Below are 20,467 nucleotides of genomic sequence, written 5' to 3'. Positions count from 1 at the left end.
CCAATTAGGCTTCTCTTATTAACTCAAACAAATCAGACAACACTTTCAGCCTCTCGTACAATAACTGCTTTCTTCGGTTCGGGCGCAAAATTTACCAGTATCACTCCTGCAAGTATCACTACCAAGGCAACAATTTGCTGCATGGTGATTTGTTCATCTACTATCAGCCAACCCAGAAAAACGGCGACTACAGGATTTACATAAGCATATGTTCCGACAACCGAAGCCGGGCGAACGCTTAGCAACCAGATGTACGACATATAACCAACCAAAGAACCCATAATGATTAGGTATAGTAGTGCAGCAAATGAGCTTCCTGAAATTTGGCTAAAAGAAAAGTGCTTTTGCTCGCTTGCCACTAAACCGGCAAAAACTGAAATTACACCTGCTGCCAACATTTGAACAGCAGCTTTCATTGTGACCGACGCTTCTACCTTTTTGTATTTTGAATATAATGAACCTGTGGCCCAGGCAACGGTTCCAACAATAAGCACAAAAAAACCTACCAGTTTCATTTTGTCTCCTAGAAAATCGGTCGACCCTTTCCCCGCAAAAAGTAAGAGCACGCCTGAAAAGCCGACAAGAAAACCGAGAATAATTATTTTATTAGAGAAATGAAATTTCCACTGGCCCTTGTCGAGCAGCACAAACCAAAGGGGCACTGTTGCTACAATAATAGCAGCTATTCCACTTGGCAAATATTGCTCAGCCCATGAGACTGCACCGTTGCCCATAAACAACATTAAAAAACCCCCTACGCTTATCGTGCTAAACACTTTTAAAGAAGGCACTTTTTCCCCTTTAAATAGACACCATCCTAATAGCATGGCTCCGGCAACAAGAAACCTGCATGCTACAAGGAAAAAGGGTGGAATTGTTTTAATACTAATTCGTATGCCTAAATATGTTGAACCCCAAATAATGTACAAGGCAGCAAATGCCGCCAGCACCAGTAATTTTGAAGGCCCTTTTTCTATTGCAGGTATTGACATAATTAACCCTAAAATTTTAAATAATGATAAGTTTCATGTCTGGCGTGCAATACGTTTTACCCCACGAAGATAACAAGAACAGGTTGTAGGTAGGAAGGCGGTAATTTGAAGAGCCGAAACTATTTCAATTTTTGGCCAACACTTTAAGGTCACGTGCTACAGGCATAGTTTGTTTTTTTACGTGAGCAGTAAATTATTTTTCAACATCGTTGTGTCACTCCCTTGTACTTTCTATTCTTTATGCTGCTTTTTCATGTTTTGCTGTACTAGACAAAAGGCAAACAAAAGGCTTAAAGTAGCACCTTTAAAGTTTTAGCAATGACCCCCTAAAAACGTTGAAAGTATCAGACACCAAATGAACAAAGATTTCCAACGAGCGAAAAAAGAATTATTTTGTTAAGCAAACAGTGTAAGAAAGATCAACTCACATAAACATGTGGTTTTCCTGTCGCTGTAGTTAAAATTGTTTCGAAGTACTAGATTTTTGCATATACATGAGAGCCTTTTTTTTCGTTAGCCTACTACTGCTTTTTACTACGACTCTGCCGGCGCAGCGCTTTACTTTTACCCACATCACTACCGATGACGGTATCGGCCTTGCCAGCAATCACGTTACCAGCCTTCACCAGGACGAAAAAGGATTCATTTGGATCGGTACTGCAAATGGCTTGCAACGATTTGATGGTAGTAAATTCATACAGATTAGTACCAGCAAAAACGGCGGTGACAAACTAATGTATCCCCGCATTTCCCAAATAGTACCCGCTGATAGTGGCAAACTTATCCTGGGGATGTTTACGCTTCGACAGTTCGGCATATTTGATCCATCTACTTTTATCTACAAAAAAATTGTTTTAAAGCCTTTAAGGAAAATTCCGGCCTCATCCGAATACCGGCTTTGGAAAGACTCGCAGGGAGAAATCTATCTGAACGTACAGAACTACGGCATTTTGCACTTTAATAAAAAGGACAATTCTTTTGTTGATGACAATCTTTTTCCACTACCAAAGGGATGGGCTCTTAATACGCTCGCCGCTTTTGAAAACAAGGCAAAGCAACAGTATTGGTTTGGCTGCGACAGCGGCTTGTGTATTTATGACAAAAGAAGCAGGCAGATGTGGTATAGCCGAAATAATCCAGCTAACCTCCCTATTCTAAACGATGCACGCATTAATAGCAACGTTGGCAAAATCTATATCGACAGGTTGCATAGAATCTGGTTGTTTGGCTATCCTAAGTGGGGTAATGGATCGCAGCAGTACAGATTTTGCCTCGATAGCACCGGAAGTAGCTACTTAAATAAAGACACGGCTGGCTTGGATTATGGAGTGCGGGGTTCAAATGATTACAGGCACATTTTTGAAACTAAGGAAGGTGACCTTTGGATCTACGGTTTGAACGCCCTTTTAAATTTCGATAAAAACGCTCACCGCTTTGATTATATAAAAAGCGGAACCGGAAACGATAATATTTCTATCGACTATGAATCAGTCTTTCAAATACTCGAGGATAAAGAGGGTAACATATGGCTTGCAACCAACCAGGGCATTTACTACACCGCAACGGGAAGCTCTAATTCTTCTGTAGTCAATTCGACTTTTACCGACAAAACCGGACCGACTGCAATTAATGATATCATGGAACTGCCAAACGGCAACCTGCTCTTCGCGTCAGGGAGAAGAGGAGTAACGGCTACAGACCGGTTTTTAAAGAGTATTAATATTCCCTGGTACACTCAACCGCCGCCTGCTGAATGGCCGCAGTCGCTGAAAGATGCAGTTTATCAAACCTGGAGCTTAAGCATTCAAAGTACTACCGGCGATGTTTGGACAGGTTGCAACAGCGGTGTGTTGGTAATACGCAATCTTGAAACTAAAAAGCTGCAATACTTACATCCACCCGAATTCAATAACAGCAGAATTCAATACATAACTGAAGATAAGCAGGGACAAATGTGGCTGGCGACTCAAGGCGGACGCCTCATTAAATACAGTAACAACAAATTTTCGGTAGTACTTGAGATAGGTACTATCATCTATAAAGTATTTATTGACCGGCAAGGCTGGATGTGGCTTGCGACACGCGAAAGCGGACTCTATGCGATTGACCCGTCGAACGGCAAAATATTACAACGGTATACAGACGATGGTGGCTGGAACAGCTTATACAGCAATACTGGAACGGACATCGAACAACTTAAAAACGATCAGATCGTTTTTGCTGGCGGAGCACTTCATTTTATAGACAAAGCTACCCGGACTGTTTTGAAGGTTCAATATGAAGACGGGCTTCCTTCCAACACAGTAATAAGACTAAGAACGGATGAAAAAGGATTTTTATGGATTGTCACAAGCAACGGCCTGTGCCGGTACAATCCAAATAACAAACATATAACTCCCTATGGACGAAGAGATGGGGTAGTACTAGCAGAACTAACTATCGCTGCAGACTATAGTACTAGTTTTGGCGAGATCATTTTTGGAGGAAGCAACTCGGTAATCATGTTTAATCCTGCTATGTTTTCGACCACTCAGCCTCCTCCGGATGTTACCATTACCGACTTTAAACTATTTAATCAATATCTTCCGGTAGACTCATTGTTGTCCAAGCCCAGGATAAGTCTTAAAAACGATGAAAACTCTCTAAGCATTTATTTTGCTTCGCTTAGTTATCGTCAGCGAGATAAACTAACCTACTACTACAAAATGGAAGGGATCGACAAGGACTGGGTGAAGGCCGACCGCTCGTACTTCGTAAACTACTCTTTATTGCCACCAGGGAAATATTCGTTTAAAATATATTGCGAGAATATCGAAGGCATGCGATGTTCAAATGTCACCGATTTAAATATTTATATAAAACCTCCCTATTATAAAACATGGTGGTTTATGAGCTTTTTGTTGTTTATTGTTGCCCTGCTTGTTTATGCTGTTCACGATATTAGGGTTAATCGGTTGCTTGCAGTAGAGTCGTTACGAACAAGGGTTGCAAGAGACTTGCATGATGATATGGGTAGCACTTTAAGCACCATAAACATTCTAAGTTCAATGGCTAAAAATAAGGTTGAGGTCGACAATGGCAAGACCACTGAATACCTGGGCAAAATCAGCGAATACAGTGAACGAATGATGGATGCAATGGATGATATTGTCTGGAGTATTAAACCCGCCAACGATAGCATGCAAAAAATTACGGCACGTATGAGAGAATTTGCTACGAATGTTTTAGAGGCAAAAGAGATAGATTTTAATTTTAATATAGACGACAGCGTAAACGATGTAAAACTAAATATGGAAGCAAGAAGAGACTTCTTCTTAATTTTTAAAGAAGCAGTAAATAATGCTGCAAAATACTCGCAGGCAAAACACCTGGAGATGCGTTTAACAATGAAAAATAGGAAGTTATTATTAGTTGTGAAAGATGACGGAGTTGGGTTTGATGTAGCGGAAGCAGACGGCAACGGTTTGGGTAACATGCAAAAAAGAGCAGATCAGTTGAACGGATACATAACAATAGAATCTCAAAAAGGAAAAGGCACATCTGTCAACCTCACTATTCCTGTTGTTTAATCTGCTTCAGTCTCTTTAAATATTTTTACGACCGTTTTTCAAAATAACAGAATACATTATACCGGTCTATTTCCTCGGTTGCAAAAGTGAAAATTTTATTTTCAACAGAATTGTTGAAGCAAAAGCAGTTACTAAAAATTACAAATGGATCGTTTCCTTAGTCAAAAATTTAAATTTTATTCCTTCGTATCAATATCGCTTTTATTGTATGTTCATGGATATAATTTGCAGGATAGCTATCTCACTCCGTATAGCACAGTACAAGAGCCACTTACTTTCACCACCTTTATAGAATACTTTTTGGCCAATGGCGCCCTTCGATTTCGCATACCATTGTTGTTCATTATCTCCGGATACATCTATTCACTACAAGATAAAAAACCGTATGCCGAAAGAATAAAAAGACGTTTTGCTACTTTAATTGTCCCCTTTTTCTTTTGGAGTGCAGTAGGGATTTTAGTCACTTTCATTTGGCAGCAGTTCGATGTGACCGCCCAGGCGGTAAGGGATGCTGCACTCGATCAGTTAGGCGACAACCGCCCTTACAATGAAATTGGATGGCCTGGAGTTTTGTATCGATGGCTTGTAAGGCCCGTTTCTTTTCACTTATGGTTTATCAGGAGCTTGTTTATCTACAACGTGCTCTACCCTTTTATTAGTTGGTTCATATCGAAAGCGCCAATGGTATGGCTTGCCATCGTTTTTCTATTTTGGCATACTGTGTTTAGCTTCCTTTTCATCGAGGGACAAGGGTTATTCTTTTTTTCTTTGGGTGTTCTCATCAACAAATACAATTATCCTATTTATAAAAAACCGTTGTGGTTTAGTCATTACCTTAGCTGGTTATTTTTTCTGGGAATAAGTGTTATTAAAACCTTTATGGCTTTTGAGCTTGACCCAACAAATGCCGGAACCCCTTTTATACTCTATGCGCTACATGACATTTCAATTGGGGCTGGCATCCTGGCTATTTGGTTTGGCGCAGATCCTGTGGTGAAATGGTGTATGGAGAAAAAATGGTTTCAATGGGCCGCCTCGTTCTCCTTTATAATTTTTGCTTTCCATGTTCCATTGGTTCATTACACTACACGGCTTGCCTTTGTGTACTGGAACCACTTGCCTAATTATCGTTTGCTCACTTACCTCGTTGTACCAATTTTTATATTTTTTGTTTGTCTTGTAACAGGTGCTTTGTTTAGAAAAATCTTTCCAAAAGTTTATCGGTTAGCCACAGGAGGTCGTGGTTTTTAAAAGATTTTCAGCTAGCGCTTTGAATGTTTTTCTCACGATTTGTTCCAGTTGCATATATTCTGTACTGCGGCTTTCTATGCCTTATCTTTATATCTCATAAACCCTTAAAAAATGTTACTGATTATATTAGGCCTCGCTGCTTTTTTAGCGGCTGGTGCTCTTCGCAAAATGCAATCTCCTCTACCTGGCTATACCGGTGTTATTCGAATAGTTGCTTCCATAATGATTGTAATTGGTATACTTACTTCCTGTATGGTTCAGATAGATGCGGGTGAGGTAGGTGTTCAATCTATTTTTGGTAAAATTCAAAACAATATCCTAACAAGTGGCCTTCATCTTATCAACCCATTTGTTAAGGTAAATACCATAGATGTGCGTACAGAAAACTATACGATGAGTGGGGTGCATGATGAAGGAGATAAATCAGGAGATGACGCGATCAGGGTATTAACTTCCGACGGTCTTGAGGTTATCATAGACCTTACCGTATTATATAGAGTTCAGGCAACCGAAGCACCGCGCTTAGTAAGGCAAACGGGATTAGATTTTAGGGATAAAATTGTGCGCCCAGTAACGCGCACCAAGATCCGGGATAACTCTGTTTACTATACCGCTATAGATCTTTACAGCACCAAACGCGACGAATTCCAAACTAGGATTTATAAGACGATTGAAGAAAATTTTAGGATGCGTGGTTTGGAGCTGGAGCAATTGCTAGTAAGAAATATTACACTTCCAAACCGGGTAAAAGCGGCTATCGAAGAGAAAATAAACGCTGAGCAGGAAGCTCAAAAAATGTTCTTTGTACTGCAAAAAGAAAAACAAGAAGCCGAACGTAAAAGAGTTGAAGCCCAAGGTATAGCTGATTATCAAAGGATAATTAATACCGGCCTAACAGACAACCAGCTACAATACGAACAGATAAAAGCTATGAAAGAAATAGCTACTTCTGCTAACGCTAAGGTTATCATTATGGGCAGCAAAACGCCTGTTATAATTGACGGAAAAAATTAGGAATTTCTATGGCTGTTGCTTTAACATCGTAAAGATTTCATCTTTCGTACTTTTGCGGCTATGGAAGAAATGATAACACAGATACTGCAAAATTTTAAGATAGAAAAGCTGAATGAAATGCAGCTGGCTTCATTAGAGGCAAATGAAAAGCCGAACGATGTTGTTCTACTTTCTTCTACAGGCTCAGGAAAAACGCTTGCCTTCTTATTACCTGTCTTGCAAAGACTAGACAAAACCAATAATAAAACACAGGCACTTGTAGTTGTGCCCTCCCGTGAACTTGCTTTACAAATCGAGCAAGTTTTTAAGACAATGGGCACCGGTTTCAAAGTAACCAGTTGTTACGGTGGTCACAAGCGAGAGATTGAAGAAAACAATCTGTTGCAAGCTCCGGCGCTGATCGTTGGAACTCCAGGCCGCATTGGAGATCACATCCGCAGAGGAAATATGCAGGTAGACAGTATAGAAACGCTGGTGCTAGATGAATTTGATAAATCGCTCGAATTAGGTTTCCAGGAGGAAATGGCGTTCATTATCGAGTCCGTAAAAAACCTCAAAAAAAGGATCCTAACTTCTGCGACCGAAGCGACAGAAATTCCCGACTTTATTCAACTAAACGATCCCCTGCGACTAAATTTTTTAACAGGCGAAAAAGAAGCTGCACTGGAAGTAAAAGTTATAATGAGTGATGATAAAGACAAATCTGATACACTCTTTAGACTCGTTTGTTATTTTGGCAACAGGTCTACGATTATTTTTTGTAACCATCGCGAAGCTGTTGAACGAACCAGTGCTTTGCTTGCTGATAAGGGTATTGTAAACGTCTACTACCACGGGGCACTTGAGCAACAGGAACGTGAAAGTGCGCTGGCAAAATTCAGGAACGGGACTTCGAATATTCTAGTCACTACCGACCTTGCATCGCGCGGTCTCGACATACCTAATATCCGCTACATTATCCATTATCATTTGCCTGCAACGGAAGATGTGTTTACACATCGCAACGGACGAACTGCCCGCATGGAAGCAAGTGGAACAGCAATTCTAATTATTGGCCCTGAGGAAAAAGTGCCTGATTATATTCCAACTAATACGCAGGAAATAGAGTTACCTGAGAGCAACGAACTGCCCGAAAAACCAAAGTGGTCTACCCTATTTATAGCAGCAGGTAAAAAAGATAAAGTAAACAAAATCGATATTGTTGGCTTTCTTACCAATAAAGGTCAATTGAAGAAGGAGGATATTGGACTGATAGAAGTAAAAGATTTCTTCTCTTTTGTCGCCGTAAGAAAGGTTAAGGTGAGCAATATTCTGGTGAATATTAAAGACGAAAAAATTAAAAATAAAAAGGTTAAGATCGATATAGCGAAGTAGCCATCCTGTTTGCAGCTTTTAATCTTTTTGAGATAAATTTTGCTCCCAGCTTTATAACCCTTTTCAGCGTTGGTTGTGTCACTCACTTCTACAGATAATTTCTATTTAGCATTTTCTACTATGATATGTATTAACTGAAACAAGCTTGCGCTGTTTCAGTTAATACATATTTCCATCAAATCCTTATCCCCTCATCCCGGTTCATGTTGATGGTAAAGTTTTCCTTCTTGAAGTACTTGCGGTATTTATCATTCACTTCTTTAGATTGCTTGTTTCCGTTGATGTACAGTTCGCCATCTTTCACCTCAATCTTGTAAGGCTTTGACTTGTCTATTAGTCCTTCGCTTTGCAATGCATTGGTAAAGTCACGAAGACTCTTCATTTCCTCTCTTGCCTTTTCCATTGAACCCCGCGCTTTCTCCATTGACTTACGCGCCTCTTTCATCGCCTTTTCAGTATTTAGCCTTATTTTTTTAGTATCAATATCCGGCATGTCGAACTTGAAGTCCATCTTCTGGTTCTGAAATTTCTCTTTCATCTTCTCCATCTCTCTTCTGACTTCCATCATTTTTACCTTATCTACTTTTGCAATGCTTTCATCTATTTCCCTGTTCATCCGGTTCCAATCTATGCTTTTTAGAGAACGGTTTACTTCCGCTGAAATTTTTTCAGCGTCGATCTTTTTCATAGCCTGGTCAATTTGCCTTTGCGCCTTGCTAAAATCGATGTTTTTTAGCCTCTCATTCAATTGCTCCAAATTCATGTTGAGTTGATTTAATTCCATGTCAAGCCTATCTGAATTCAGATTGTCTTCATACCTAAAACGTTTACTTGATTTGGTGGTATCATTATCTTTTGTTGCTTGCTCTTTTCGGTTGGGATTTGTCTCAGGCTTTTGACTAAATGCCCTAAAGCCAATGATAGTAGCAATAAGAGCCAACAGATAAACAATTTTTGCAAATGATGAAGTTTTTTCCATGACATGTTGGTTTTAATTTCTTTATTACGAATAGTTTCGTATCAAATATACGATCTACTTCGTATTTCTTTAACAACTCACAATTTTGTTACCAAATTTTAACAATTGAGGATTTCTTTATCATGTTTCTTTACTTTGTTTTTAAGCTACCCAACCTTCTAACGTAGGAAGCAATCTTGTAGTTTTAAATATCCGCACTTATAAAAGATGCAATAAAACAAGCAGTACAAGTGAGTGACACAACCGGGGTATAACAAAGGACAAATGTTGGTTTCAACGTTTTTAGGAAAGGCAGTATTTTTGATTTAAACTAAAGTAAAAAGAATGAAGCGAGTATTAGTTGTGTTAGGTTTAGTTTCTTTAAGCGTGTCGGTTTTTGCGCAGGAGGAAGAAGAGGAAAAAAGCCACAAATTTAGAAGAGATAATATTTTTATCGGAGCTGCAATAGGACTGGGATTAAGTAGCGGCGGGTTTAGTGGAGGAGCAAATCCGGAGATAGGTTATAGCATTGCCCAGTGGCTTGATGCAGGAATTTCGACCAACTTCAATTACAATTCCTATTCAGCAGAATACAACGGAGGAATACGGCAAAGAAGTTTCAATTACGGAGCGGGAATGTTTGTACGGGTGTTTCCGATCAGGAGCGTTTTTCTCCAGGTTTTACCTGAATATAACAGGATCAACACTACTCTCAGAGATGTTTATTCGGGACAGGAGACGATCTATAAACAACAGGCTCCAAGCCTTCTGTTAGGTGCTGGCTATACAAGCCGTGAAATAGGTAGAAGTAGCTTTTATACGGTAATTATGTTTGATGTCGGTAACAACCCAGAGTCTCCTTACATAGGATACTTAGGTTCAAAACAACCAATACTAAGAACTGGTTTTAACTTTTATCTTCGTCCAAGAAGGAAATAAGTTGTTGGGCCGTTTCCACTACTAAGATGCGATCGTGCCAGTCTTCGTATAAAAAGTCGCACGCCTGCATGTGAGCAATATGACTGATTAAGTGATTATAGAATCCTGCTGAATTCAGCAGGATTATTTTTTTGTTGTGGATCTTGAGCGTGTTCCATGTAAGCATCTCAAACATTTCATCAAGCGTACCGTTACCACCGGGTAAAATAATAGCAGCGTCGCAGAGGTCATACATAATCTTCTTGCGTGCATGCATGTCAGCGACCACCTGCAAGTCCGTTATAGCAGTATGTTGATGCTCCCATCCTATTAAGATTTCGGGGATAATGCCGGTCACCTTTCCTCCACTTTTCATTGCAGCGTCTGCTACAGCTCCCATAAGCCCTTTTTTACCGCCGCCGTAAATCAACGTAATGTTGTTTCTGCCCATGTATTCGCCTAACTCTGTTGCATGTTGCACAAATACCGGATCAGATCCTTTTTGAGATCCGCAGAAGACTGCTATTGATGTTAGATTCATCTGATTGCTTTTGACACGGCAATATTAGCTCATTATTTTTTCCTACTTTTCACCCTCTAATAGAGTAACATTAATATCATACTAGCCTATGTCTCCAACTCTCCTGTTTACATTCGTTTTTGGATACTTTTTCCTTTTGTTGGGAGTAGCGTGGTATACCAGCCGCAACAGTAACAACGACACTTTCTTCATTGGCAATCGCAGCAGCAACTGGATGCTGGTAGCGTTTGGTATGATAGGAACTTCTTTAAGCGGGGTAACTTTTGTAAGTGTTCCGGGTACAGTAGGGCTTGGAAGCTTTGGCTATTTCCAGGTTGTTATTGGATATTTCCTCGGATATTTTGTTGTTGCATTTGTACTGCTGCCCTTGTATTACCGCATGAACCTCACGTCTATTTATAGTTACCTATTACAGCGGCTGGGCGTTTCATCTTACAAAACAGGTGCTTTGTTTTTTATTATCTCTCGAACCTTCGGCGCTACAGCAAGACTTTACCTTGTCATAAACGTACTCCAGATTTTCATTCTCGATAACATGGGTGTTCCGTTCTGGTTAACCACCTTTGTTATCTTGCTAATGATCATTCTCTATACCTTTAAAGGGGGTGTGAAAACGATTGTGTTTACCGATACGTTGCAAACCTCATTTATACTTATTGGTTTGCTGGTGTGTGTGGCTTATATAATGAATTCCCTTAACCTTGGAATGGCCAGTACCTGGGGCGAACTAAAATCCCACAATTATTTACACCTCCTAAATACTGATTATAAAAGTGCTGGTTACTTTCTAAAGTCTATTATTGGCGGGGCGTTTATCACCATTGCTATGACCGGTCTTGACCAGGAGATGATGCAGAAAAATATCAGCGTACGTACCCTTGGAGATTCTCAGAAAAACATGATTACATTGAGCCTTTTACAAGGGGTAGTTGTGTTTATCTTCCTGGTGTTAGGTGGACTTTTGTACCTGTTTGCTATTAATAAGGGTGGAGCATTTGAGCAGGTATTGGTAAATGGTAAACAACAAACACAATTTTTATTAGATGGGAAAAACATTATAGGCGACAATATTTTTCCGCAGATTGCATTCAACTACCTGCCACCCGTCATTGGGATCATTTTTATAATAGGCTTAATTTCTGCACTCTTTCCAAGTGCCGACGGCGCTTTAACAGCATTAACATCCTCTTTCTGTATTGACATAATTGGCTTAAAAAGAAACGAAGCCTGGACAGAAAATAAAAAGAAGAATATCAGGATAACGACGCACATGATTTTTGCCCTGATTTTCTTCTTGTGCGTACTATTGTTTAAGTGGATTGATAACAAGTCTATTATTGACATCATTTTAAAACTTGCAGGATATACTTACGGACCGTTGCTGGGACTATTTGCTTTTGGAATTTTGACAAAAAGAAAAATAGCCGATGGAATCGTTGTACCTATTATTTGCCTGGTAGCTCCTGCTATTTGTTATTATGTCAGCGAACATTCCGCTACATGGTTTGGAGGTTATCAAATAGGCGTCGAACTTTTAATCTTAAATGGGTTGCTAACCTTTATCGGGCTGTTTATAATCTCAAAAGGTAAGGGCCATGAGATAAGTGCCGTTTTGTAAATGGTCACGGTTTGAACGTTTTGACCAGGCTTTTCGAAATTAAACAAAGAATAAAGTCATAAAAAAAGGCCGTCCTTTCAAGACGGCCTTTCACTTATTCGATTTTATATCAGCTGAGTTATTCTCCCTCTAAATTTAATGGATATCCGTAGCTGCCTTCATAGCCTGGATACATTCCTTCCAATTTCACGTTATTACCTTTGTTTCTTTCTAAAGCAGCACGCAAATCGTCTGTGTTTTTAATCACAATTCCATTTACACTTGTGATTACAAAACCGTCCTGCATTTTGGTTTTGCTTAAGGCGCCACTTCCAATTTTTCTCACTACAACTCCACCGGGAACATCGTATGTTGCTGCCGTTTTCTTGTCAAGGTTTTCTAATGTACCACCCAGTTTTTCAAGAATAGTAGCATTTTTTACAACGTTTGTATTACCTGAACGATTCTTAAGTGTAAGGGTAGCAGTATTTTCTTTGCCATCTCTAAGGTAAGTAACAGTGATTTTATCACCTGGCTTATAACGCGTCACTTGTTCAACCATTTCAGGTCCGGTAGTAACTTTCACCTCGTTTATTTTCGTAACAATATCTCCTTTTTTGATGCCGGCAACACTTGCGGCTCCGCCTACGGGAACATCTGTTACTACAACCCCTTCACCATCTCTTAATCCATATTCTTTTTTCTCATCCTCAGTAGGCTCGCCCATTGAGTATTGAATACCTAAATATGCTCTTTGAACTGTTCCGAACTTCATTAAATCGTTCACTACTTTCTTCACAATGTTAACTGGTACTGCGTAAGAGTAACCCGCATAACTACCTGTTGGAGATGCAATGGCCGAATTAATACCGATTAGTTGGCCATCTGTATTAATTAAAGCGCCTCCGCTATTTCCTGGGTTAACCGCTGCGTCTGTTTGAAGAAAACTCTCAATTGGACTTTCACTTTGCCTGCGGTTAATGCCTATTGACCTGGCTTTCGCACTAATAATTCCTGCTGTTACGGTAACATCTAAAGTAAGCGGATAACCTACAGCTAAAACCCATTGACCGAGCTTCACATCGTCGCTATTTCCGTAAACAAGGTATGGAAAGTTTTTGCCTTCAATTTTAAGAACAGCAATATCGCTACTTGGGTCAGCACCAATTAAAGTCGCCTTGTACGACCGTTTATTGTTGAGCGTGATATTAATGTCATCAGCACCATCAATGACGTGATTGTTAGTTACAATAAAACCATCGTTACTGATTAAGACTCCGCTTCCACTTGCACGTTGTTCAGGGATAGTCTGCGATTGAGGACCTCCAAACAAATCGCCAAAGTCATCACCAAAAAGATCCGAAAAAGGATTACGGCTACGACTACGAGGTAGGTTGTTAGTCACTTGCCGCGCTTTTGTTTTTGTTTTTATATGAACCACTGCAGGTGTTGCAGAGGTAGAGGCCGCGGTAAAATCAACAGCTCCTGCTGCTCTCTCGCCGTCAAAAAAGCCTGCGTAGTTAATTGGCAATTTTCCGGGTTCCTGCACTCCTGCTGTCTGCTTCGCCTCCCATCGGTTGTAGCCCCACACACTCAAAAAGGAGGTGGCGGCACTGATGAGAATTACCAAGAGAATGTTCTTAAGTTTCATCATCTATCTTTTTAATTAAGGTTGTCAAATAATATGCCTATGAACAGCAAACTAATAAAAGTGTTTAAATCATTGAAAATCAAAAGAACCATTTAACATAAAATTGACGAAGGTTGTCGTAGATCAGCAAAAAAGTCAGAATCATAATGTCATTCTTCAACTGCTGTGACGGAAAGACATTTACACCTTACTCATACAAACCCATTCTTTTGCTAAAGCTGCTACTTCCGTAAAACTACAAAGACACAGCAAATTTCATTGTATCAACTCCGTCAGGATAATCAAACAAAGAAGGTTGTTGTGCCTGTCCAAAAGGTATCGAATTATGTCCAACAATACACTGTACATCTTTATTTTCTTTCAGTGATGCAAGTTCTTTCTTATCGTTGTAAAACTCGTAATTCACCTGGCTAACGGCAGTAAAAAGTGACTCATTTTTAGAAAGTAAAATAGTTCCGTTAGTCATGTAGAACTTATTTCCCATCATCAGTAACGCAAGCTGGTAATCGTAATTGTGCTTGTATTTATGAAAATTCTCGTAATGCTCGTACTTGTTAAGAGCTTTTAAAAGAGCCGAAAAGTCATATCCTAATGGCACAAACAACTTCGTCACATTACGACAACCTAGCCCAAAAAAGGTTTGAATATCGTCAGCTAACTTTTCAAGTTCCTCACTGGTTTCTGTTCCATCTAATACAGCTACACTGGTACGGTTGCGACGAATAATATGAGGATACTTTCCAAAATAGTAGTCAAAGTACCTTCCCGAGTTATTGCTTCCTGTAGCAATGTATGCATCACATCCTTTTAGATTATCAGCTATACTGATTAAATCTGCTGTTTCGGATTCCCACTCCTTCAACGATGACACAATGTGTTGTAAAAGCACTTCATCTTTTGAGGATAGCTTTATTTTAGAAATATGTCCTGTAATAAAAATGCAAAGCAGGTCATGAAAACCTACTAACGGAATATTGCCAGCCATCACTATCCCCACCACTAGAGGTGCATTGTTTTCAGCAGGAACGTTGTATTCTTTCACCCACCTTTCAAGTTTATCTTTTTGCAAAAAGGAGTTGACAATGTTATTAGTCGCCATTTCAATAAACTCGGGCGCGAACCAGGGGTTTTTTCTGTTGGCCTGTTCCTTAATGTGCTGCCATTCGTGGCCGCTTCTTTGCAAATATTCTCCCAGTCTTACTAATAGATCAATTCGATGTTGTAAAGTCATCTCTCAAACCTTATTTTTGCTGAGCAAAAGTACATTGAATAACACTATTTAAACTGAAAACAAAATGGCAATAAAAATAACTGATGAATGTATCAACTGCGGCGCATGTGAGCCTGAATGCCCGAACAACGCTATCTATGAAGGCGGTGTAGAATGGTCGATGAGTGATGGAACTGCGGTGAAAGGTACATTCACTTTATTAGACGGAACGGTGGTATCTGCCGATCAAAGATTGGCGCCAGTTGCAGTAGATACTTACTACATTACTCCTAATAAGTGTACAGAATGCCAGGGTTTTCATGAAGAACCTCAATGTGCTGCTGTTTGCCCCGTAGATTGTTGCGTACCAGACGAAATGTATGTAGAAACAGTTGAAGAACTGATGGCAAAAAAAGAACGGATGCACTAGCTACTACCTTGTTATATAAACGGTTTCAAAAACCGCAATTCAGTAAAGGGGTGAAGTCTTTCTTCACCCCTTTACTATTTTTAATATCCCTTCTACCTGCTTATTTTACCTTCCTAACTTAAATCTCCGGTAATTCTATCGATGCAACCAATTGTTGTAATTTGCATATTTATATACCTATGTCTAAAGAACTACGACGAGAGCAAGCCCTGGAATATCATTCGAAAGGCAGGCCGGGAAAAATAGAGGTAATCCCTACAAAAGAAGCGAAGACCCAACGCGATTTGTCTTTGGCATATAGTCCTGGAGTGGCCGAACCTTGCAAAGAAATTGCAGCAAATAAAGAAAATGCATACAAATACACAGCAAAAGGAAACCTGGTTGCAGTAATAAGTAATGGTACAGCCGTGCTCGGTTTAGGTGATATTGGTCCAGAAGCAAGCAAACCCGTAATGGAAGGAAAGGGAGTTTTATTTAAAATTTTTGCTGACATTGATGTATTTGATATTGAGGTAAATGAAAAGGACCCTCAAAAATTTGTTGACATTGTCGCTGCCCTTGAACCAACTTTTGGAGGCATAAATCTCGAAGACATAAAAGCACCGGAGTGTTTTGAAATAGAGACAAAGCTGCGCGAAAGATTGAAAATCCCGGTAATGCATGACGACCAGCATGGTACCGCCATCATTAGTAGTGCAGCTCTATTAAACGCGCTAGAGCTTCAAAGGAAAAAGATAGAAAAAGTAGAATTTGTTGTAAACGGTGCAGGTGCGGCGGCGATGGCCTGTGTGAGGTTATATATTTCGCTGGGGGCCCGATACGAAAACTTTATTTTGTTTGACAAGGATGGTGTGCTTCATAAAGGCAGAACTGATCTCGATGATGAAAAACGAAAGTTCGCGGTAAATCGTACAGACTGGACGCTCGAAAAAGCAATGAAAGACGCCGACGTGTTTTTAGGTTTGAGCGTAGGCAACGTTGTTACTACCGATATGGTAAAAAGTATGGCGAAAAATCCGATTGTGTTTGCCATGGCTAATCCTGATCCTGAGATTCCATACGAACTCGCAGTTGAAGCGAGAAAAGACGTAATAATGGCTACGGGTAGATCTGACTATCCCAACCAGGTCAATAACGTACTTGGCTTTCCTTATATTTTCCGCGGCGCTCTTGATGTGAGAGCAACCCAGATAAACGAAGCCATGAAACTCGCGGCGGTAAAGGCCCTTGCAGAAATGGCTAAGACAGCCGTACCGGAGATTGTGAATTTAGCCTATAATGAAAAAAACATTGTTTTTGGTCCAGAGTACATTATTCCTAAACCACTTGACCCACGATTGTTAAGTGTAGTTGCGCCAGCGGTGGCAAGAGCGGCCATGGAAAGTGGCGTCGCACAACATCCCATTTCAGATTGGAATTTGTATAAGGTTGAATTAAACAAGCGCCTTGGTTTAGATAATCAACTATTAAGGGTAATCAGCGCCAAAGCGCGCAGCAATCCGAAGAGGGTCGTATTTGCTGATGCTGATAATCTCAAAATTTTAAAAGCTGCTCAAATTGTTTTTGACGAAGGAATAGCTTACCCTATACTACTGGGAAATACTAAAAAGATCCAGGCGATAGCTGCTGAAAATAGTATTGATCTTACAGAACTTCCTATCATCGATCCACTTAGTGATGAGACGGAAGAAAAAAGAAACGCATACGCTGCTTTGTTTTTCGATAAGAGAAAGCGAAAAGGCGTTAATTTCTACGAGAGCAAAAAGATGATGAGAGACCGTAACTACTATGGTAGTATGATGGTCGAAACCGGCGATGCGGATGCAATGATATCTGGTCTCTTGAAAAATTATCCTGATGCTATTCGTCCAGCGCTACAAATTATAGGTAAAGAAGAATCGGTAAAGAAAATTGCCGGTATGTATATCATGATTACAAAGAAGGGTCCTTTGTTTCTGGCAGATACTACCGTAAATTTCAACCCAACTGCTGAAGAACTCGCCGACATTACCATTATGGTAGCCCGGGAAGTTAGCAACTTCAACATTACACCAAGAATTGCCATGTTGAGCTATTCGAATTTTGGCAGCAGCAATTCGCCGGAGGCACAAATAGTTGCCCAAGCCACTGCAATTGTAAAACATCGCAATCCGAAGTTGATTGTTGATGGAGAAATGCAGGCAAGTCTTGCGTTCAGCAAAGAAGTGGTAAGAGACAATTATCCATTCAGTGAATTAGCCGAACATGACGTAAACACCCTGATCTTTCCCAATCTTGCAGCTGGCAATATTGCCTATAACTTGCTTAAAGAGGTAGGCGGCGCTGATGCTATTGGCCCGATTTTATTAGGTTTAAAGAAACCTGTCCATGTTCTTCAGTTGGGAAGCAGTGTAAGGAATATCATAAACATGACTCTTGTAGCTGTAATCGATGCTCAAATGAAGTCTAAAAGTAATACCGGGGACGCCGTAAGTAAAAGTTCCTGGTGGAAGAGACGAAGGAATTCACCTATCAATAAATAAAACAGTTCAGGCTATTACATGAAGTTTTTTACAAAATTCGGGCAATACCTGCTGATGCTTAAGGGCATGTTTAGCCGACCCGAAAACCCTAAGATGTATTGGAAAGAATTTATGCACCAATGTGTTGAAATTGGAATAGGCTCTTTACCCATCGTCGTTATTATCTCCCTGTTTTTAGGTGCAGTAACTACTGTTCAAACTGCTTACCAGTTGGTGAGTCCATTAGTGCCGGCAAGCACAATCGGGCAGATAGTAAGAGATAGTATGATCCTCGAACTTTCGCCAACGGTGGTCAGTATCGTATTGGCAGGTGTTGTTGGAAGTAAGATAGCCAGCGAACTTGGTAATATGAGGATCAGCGAACAAATCGATGCCTTGGAAATCATGGGCATTAACACCAAAACTTACCTTGTCCTTCCAAAAATTCTTGCCGCACTTTTAATGATTCCTTGTTTAATTACGTTATCTGCTTTTCTAGGAATTTGGGGTGGACGTACTGCAGCAAACATGTCTAGCATTGTAGCTTCAGATATTTTTGACATAGGGCTTCGCTCTAATTTTCTTCCTAAAAACGTATGGTTCGCACTTAGTAAAGCATACACCTTTGCATTTATCGTAAGCAGCATTCCTGCTTATTTTGGCTACTTTGTTACCGGGGGTTCCTTGGAAATTGGACGGTCAAGTACAACATCAGTAGTAGTAAGTTGTATCTTAATCCTTGTTGCGGATTACGCTCTTGCAGCTCTGTTGTTATAAATTTATATTATGATTGAAGTCAAGAATTTAAAGAAAAGCTTTGGCGACAAAACTATTCTTAATGATGTGAACCTGGTGATGGAAACAGGGAAATCAAATCTTATTATAGGCTCGAGCGGTAGTGGCAAGACCGTCTTACTTAAATGCATTATAGGCCTCTTTACCCCGGACGAGGGAAAGGTCGTGTATGACGGAATGAGTATGATTGATGCATCTAAAGACGAAAAAAAGGAATTACGCCAGCAGATAGGAATGCTCTTTCAAGGTTCAGCCCTGTTCGATAGTATGACTGTTGAAAAGAATATCAGGTTTCCGCTAGATATGTTTACAACACTTACCTCAGGTGAGAAATTGAAAAAGGTAAATGAAGTTCTTGCAAGGGTAAACATGGAAGGCGCCAATAAAAAACTTCCCTCAGAAATTAGTGGAGGTATGAAAAAAAGAGTGGGTATTGCCAGAGCAATCGTACTCAACCCTAAGTACCTTTTTTGCGACGAGCCTAACTCTGGTTTAGATCCACAAACTTCACTTGTTATCGATCGCCTTATTCGCGACATCACTCTTGAATATAAGATTACCACTGTCGTAGTTACGCATGACATGAATAGCGTAATGGAGATTGGTGATCACATCTTTTATATGTACCAGGGCCGTAAACAATGGGAAGGTTCAAACAAAGAGATTATTCGCAGCAACGACGAAAAACTTAATGAATTCATTTTTGCATCTGACTTTCTGCAAGACGCCAAACAGATGCGAATGATGCACGAAGAGCAAGACAAAAAAGAGCCGGCTAACGTTTAAAGTAAGAGGCTGAGAGGCCTTTGGTTTTAGTCTAAATTCTTTTTTTGATTGTGCATTTGTACACCAATCGTCATCGTTGCGTCGCACACTTCTACCGCAAATCGTTATTCTTCTTTTAAAAAAGCATTCGAAAAACATCGATTCTGCCATTCCCGTTTGCAGCATTAACGACTTCTTACATTTGATAATTTTAGCCCATTTTTTTTCAAGCTCATAAAGTTTATAAACCTTTCATTGCTGGTATTGTTAGTACTGACTAATTCTAAAAGCATGTCTAAGGTGTACTCTTTAAAAACGGTTCAAACTATCCCTATAACTTTAAATGAAGCATGGGCCTTTTTTAGCAGACCGGATAACTTAAAAGACATCACACCCGCTTATATGGGTTTTACGATAAGAAGTAAACACCACGGCGAACGGATGTATGAGGGGCAGATTATAGAATATACCGTTAAGCCTCTTTTCGGCATTCCCGTGTACTGGATGACGGAGATTACACACGTAAAAGATAACAGCTATTTTATCGACGAGCAAAGATTTGGACCATATAGCCTATGGCATCACCAACACCATTTTAAAGAAGTTGCAGGTGGTGTAGAAATGACCGACATAGTACACTATAAAATTCCTTTCTGGTTTTTGGGAGACATGGCAAATAGCTTATTCATAAAAAAACAGCTCCAACAAATATTTGATTTCCGCTACCAATCAGTAGTTCAAAGATTTGGAGAATTTAAGTCACAAGGATAACTGCCACTTTTTCTTATTTAGGGAACTACACGAAAATACCTTCAAAGCTTTTAAAAACTGTTTGGCGTAACTCACCTCGTGCCCACTAGTTAATAACGGTACAAGTGAGTGACACAACAGTGCTAAATTG

Annotated in this window: 16 protein-coding genes; 11 read left to right on the top strand and 5 right to left on the bottom strand. The window is 39.9% G+C overall.

Annotation, left to right across the window (positions count from 1 at the left end; all coding sequences use genetic code 11):
- Positions 1-32 precede the first annotated feature (32 nt).
- On the bottom strand, positions 33-992 hold the full coding sequence (locus SAE01_RS10180) for an EamA family transporter (protein WP_147203643.1): 960 nt from the start codon (positions 990-992) through the stop codon (positions 33-35).
- A 494-nt stretch (positions 993-1,486) separates the two neighbouring features.
- Between SAE01_RS10180 and SAE01_RS10175 the strand changes: the two genes are divergently transcribed.
- The 4 genes from SAE01_RS10175 to SAE01_RS10160 all read left to right on the top strand — a co-directional run bounded on the left by SAE01_RS10175 (position 1,487) and on the right by SAE01_RS10160 (position 8,200).
- Positions 1,487-4,561: a sensor histidine kinase gene (locus tag SAE01_RS10175; RefSeq protein ID WP_147203642.1), complete on the top strand. Its 3,075-nt coding sequence runs from the start codon at positions 1,487-1,489 to the stop codon at positions 4,559-4,561.
- A gap of 144 nt (positions 4,562-4,705) precedes the next feature.
- A complete protein-coding gene (locus tag SAE01_RS10170; protein ID WP_147203641.1) occupies positions 4,706-5,812 on the top strand; it encodes an acyltransferase family protein in 1,107 nt (368 codons plus the stop codon).
- A 111-nt stretch (positions 5,813-5,923) separates the two neighbouring features.
- On the top strand, positions 5,924-6,826 hold the full coding sequence (locus SAE01_RS10165) for a prohibitin family protein (RefSeq protein ID WP_147203640.1): 903 nt from the start codon (positions 5,924-5,926) through the stop codon (positions 6,824-6,826).
- Positions 6,827-6,886: 60 nt separating this feature from the next.
- Positions 6,887-8,200, top strand: coding sequence for a DEAD/DEAH box helicase (locus SAE01_RS10160; protein WP_147203639.1), 1,314 nt, complete (start codon positions 6,887-6,889; stop codon positions 8,198-8,200).
- A 175-nt stretch (positions 8,201-8,375) separates the two neighbouring features.
- On the opposite strand, the gene SAE01_RS10155 is transcribed toward SAE01_RS10160, so the two are convergent.
- Complete coding sequence (locus SAE01_RS10155; RefSeq protein WP_147203638.1) at positions 8,376-9,179, bottom strand: hypothetical protein; 804 nt, start codon at positions 9,177-9,179, stop codon at positions 8,376-8,378.
- Between the two features lie 324 nt (positions 9,180-9,503).
- On the opposite strand from SAE01_RS10155, the gene SAE01_RS10150 reads away from it, so the two are divergent.
- Positions 9,504-10,097 carry a hypothetical protein gene (locus SAE01_RS10150; RefSeq protein ID WP_147203637.1) on the top strand — a complete coding sequence of 198 codons (594 nt, stop codon included), beginning with the start codon at positions 9,504-9,506 and terminating at the stop codon, positions 10,095-10,097.
- Here SAE01_RS10150 and SAE01_RS10145 read toward each other — a convergent pair.
- On the bottom strand, positions 10,066-10,617 hold the full coding sequence (locus tag SAE01_RS10145) for an LOG family protein (RefSeq protein WP_147203636.1): 552 nt from the start codon (positions 10,615-10,617) through the stop codon (positions 10,066-10,068). The genes SAE01_RS10150 and SAE01_RS10145 overlap by 32 nt on opposite strands.
- A gap of 88 nt (positions 10,618-10,705) precedes the next feature.
- On the opposite strand from SAE01_RS10145, the gene SAE01_RS10140 reads away from it, so the two are divergent.
- A complete protein-coding gene (locus tag SAE01_RS10140; protein WP_147203635.1) occupies positions 10,706-12,235 on the top strand; it encodes a sodium:solute symporter in 1,530 nt (509 codons plus the stop codon).
- Positions 12,236-12,353: 118 nt separating this feature from the next.
- On the opposite strand, the gene SAE01_RS10135 is transcribed toward SAE01_RS10140, so the two are convergent.
- On the bottom strand, positions 12,354-13,868 hold the full coding sequence (locus tag SAE01_RS10135; protein ID WP_246113200.1) for a trypsin-like peptidase domain-containing protein: 1,515 nt from the start codon (positions 13,866-13,868) through the stop codon (positions 12,354-12,356).
- Positions 13,869-14,100: 232 nt separating this feature from the next.
- Positions 14,101-15,096 (bottom strand): acyl-CoA reductase, encoded by a 996-nt coding sequence (locus SAE01_RS10130; RefSeq protein ID WP_147203634.1) that lies wholly within the window; start codon positions 15,094-15,096, stop codon positions 14,101-14,103.
- Positions 15,097-15,160: 64 nt separating this feature from the next.
- Here SAE01_RS10130 and SAE01_RS10125 point away from each other — a divergent pair, with 64 nt between their 5' ends.
- From SAE01_RS10125 to SAE01_RS10105, 5 genes are all read left to right on the top strand, one after another.
- Positions 15,161-15,505, top strand: coding sequence for a 4Fe-4S dicluster domain-containing protein (locus SAE01_RS10125; protein ID WP_147203633.1), 345 nt, complete (start codon positions 15,161-15,163; stop codon positions 15,503-15,505).
- A gap of 179 nt (positions 15,506-15,684) precedes the next feature.
- On the top strand, positions 15,685-18,027 hold the full coding sequence (locus SAE01_RS10120) for an NADP-dependent malic enzyme (protein ID WP_147203632.1): 2,343 nt from the start codon (positions 15,685-15,687) through the stop codon (positions 18,025-18,027).
- 18 nt (positions 18,028-18,045) lie between these two features.
- A complete protein-coding gene (locus SAE01_RS10115) occupies positions 18,046-18,783 on the top strand; it encodes an MlaE family ABC transporter permease (RefSeq protein WP_147203631.1) in 738 nt (245 codons plus the stop codon).
- A 9-nt stretch (positions 18,784-18,792) separates the two neighbouring features.
- On the top strand, positions 18,793-19,587 hold the full coding sequence (locus SAE01_RS10110; protein WP_147203630.1) for an ABC transporter ATP-binding protein: 795 nt from the start codon (positions 18,793-18,795) through the stop codon (positions 19,585-19,587).
- Between the two features lie 270 nt (positions 19,588-19,857).
- The gene (locus tag SAE01_RS10105) at positions 19,858-20,337 is read left to right on the top strand and encodes an SRPBCC family protein (RefSeq protein WP_147203629.1); all 480 of its coding nucleotides are present in this window, start codon (positions 19,858-19,860) and stop codon (positions 20,335-20,337) included.
- The last annotated feature ends 130 nt before the right edge of the window (positions 20,338-20,467 follow it).

This window comes from Segetibacter aerophilus (assembly GCF_007991655.1).
GTDB classification, from domain to species: Bacteria; Bacteroidota; Bacteroidia; order Chitinophagales; family Chitinophagaceae; genus Segetibacter; species Segetibacter aerophilus.
This window is presented reverse-complemented; position numbering and strand designations above follow the sequence as displayed.